Origin of the sequence: Corynebacterium sp. KPL4015 (assembly GCF_040225725.1) — a bacterium.
Taxonomy (GTDB): domain Bacteria; phylum Actinomycetota; class Actinomycetes; order Mycobacteriales; family Mycobacteriaceae; genus Corynebacterium; species Corynebacterium rhinophilum.
On record NZ_JBEHGF010000055.1, the window covers coordinates 1 to 1,520 of the forward strand.

Annotated in this window: 2 protein-coding genes; one reads left to right on the forward strand and one right to left on the reverse strand. The window is 48.1% G+C overall.

Annotated features, from left to right (window positions below):
* Positions 1–189: 189 nt before the first annotated feature.
* The gene (locus tag ABRP64_RS11590) at positions 190–351 is read left to right on the forward strand and encodes a hypothetical protein (RefSeq protein ID WP_502880544.1); all 162 of its coding nucleotides are present in this window, start codon (positions 190–192) and stop codon (positions 349–351) included.
* Positions 352–608: 257 nt separating this feature from the next.
* Here ABRP64_RS11590 and ABRP64_RS11595 read toward each other — a convergent pair whose 3' ends face one another.
* Positions 609–986: a hypothetical protein gene (locus ABRP64_RS11595; protein ID WP_284783807.1), complete on the reverse strand. Its 378-nt coding sequence runs from the start codon at positions 984–986 to the stop codon at positions 609–611.
* Positions 987–1,520: the final 534 nt, after the last annotated feature.

Consider the following 1,520-nt stretch of genomic DNA (forward strand, 5'->3'; position numbering starts at 1 on the left):
TATATTGAAGGAGCGAAAGCCACCGGGTGGAAACAAGCCATCAACCAACTAGCCGTGGCCTTTCCCCGACCGATTCGACAAGTACTTATAATCCGACCCCACACACAAACAACTTGACACGCTCCCAACACATCCCGTCGTTTAGGCCGTCTCTCCATCGGACGCCGATGGAGCGGATGCCCCATCACAATGGTGCGTATCGACAATCGCATTGACATTAAAATAACCGCCACTGGGGCACAAATCGCGGCCTACACACTAAACGACGACAAGGTCTACTACAGCCAAAAAGACAACAAACTCCACGCCGCCCAGGGCACCACAAGAAAGAAAAATCTCGAGACACCATAGGAACGATGTCTCGAGATTTCACACGCATCCCCTCCTGCTACTTGACCCCAGTTTTGTTCTCATCTCTGAAAAGAGAAAAATACGTCCGGCTCACACTGAACCGGACGTATTTTTAACAAGCCGACACTGATTTCAACTCCTGCGGATGCCGTCTACTGAAACTTGACCGATCTTTAATATCGTCAGTGAAAGCAGAGGAAGTGCTTATGCCTTCATTCAAGCTTCGCGCATCCGCAAAATCCCCATATCGGCGCGATTTAAAGCAAGCTACCGAGTGCGCTGAGATCGAGATCGGAAGAGTTGAAATCGTTCAAGAAGTCAGGAGAAACATCCCCGTTGAACAGGTCGAAATCAGAGGAGCCAAGACCGTTCAACAATTCGGAAGACCCCGCATTGTTGAAGAACTCAGAAGAGCCGTTACCATTGAACTGCTCGGAGGAGCCAAGATTTTCAAAAGAGGAACCGCCAATTTCAAGACTGATGTTTTCCGGATAGGTGGGAGAAGACAGTGGCGGGACTTCTGGGAAATTAATCTCAGGTAGCTTTATATCGGGAAAGTTTCCGCCAGAGACTTCTACCAACAAGTCTTTTATCGGGCCAGAAACGATTTCATTAATCTGGAGCAACAGATCCACTTCAAATCCTTTTCAATCGCTGAAATTGTACTGATGAGACTGAGTGTGGCCAAGTAATGTCGAACAACATGGACACGCTGCAGTCAGTATAGGCTAACTTTGTAACTTTATGGGAATAACTTCTCTCGATTGACCACAAATAGGGGTGTCGTTGTTAAGCTCATCGCCCGTGTAGGTGGAGTGTTTACCAGTAGTTTTCCTGTAGCGGGGTTTCGATCGAGCCTCCGCCCGAGAATTGGATTCTACGGAGGGTTGTTGTGCTCTTTTAGTCAATAATGTGGAAGTAATTTCTTCGAAACTCGAAGTGCACTAGGTATTGATTCGTTTGAGAAGATGGGAAGTGGCTAAGGGTTGTGCGTGGGTTTCCAACCTGTAAAAGGAGATAAGCCAGAGTGACTAGTGCAGCATGATGTGGTCGACGCTGATAATGCCAAAATCAATGCGATTGAATCGGCACTGAGGGTGTCCGTTTCTTTGTGTGCGGGGGCTTGGTTTACAAGTAGTCCGCGAATCGGTCGGGGAAAGGCCACGGCT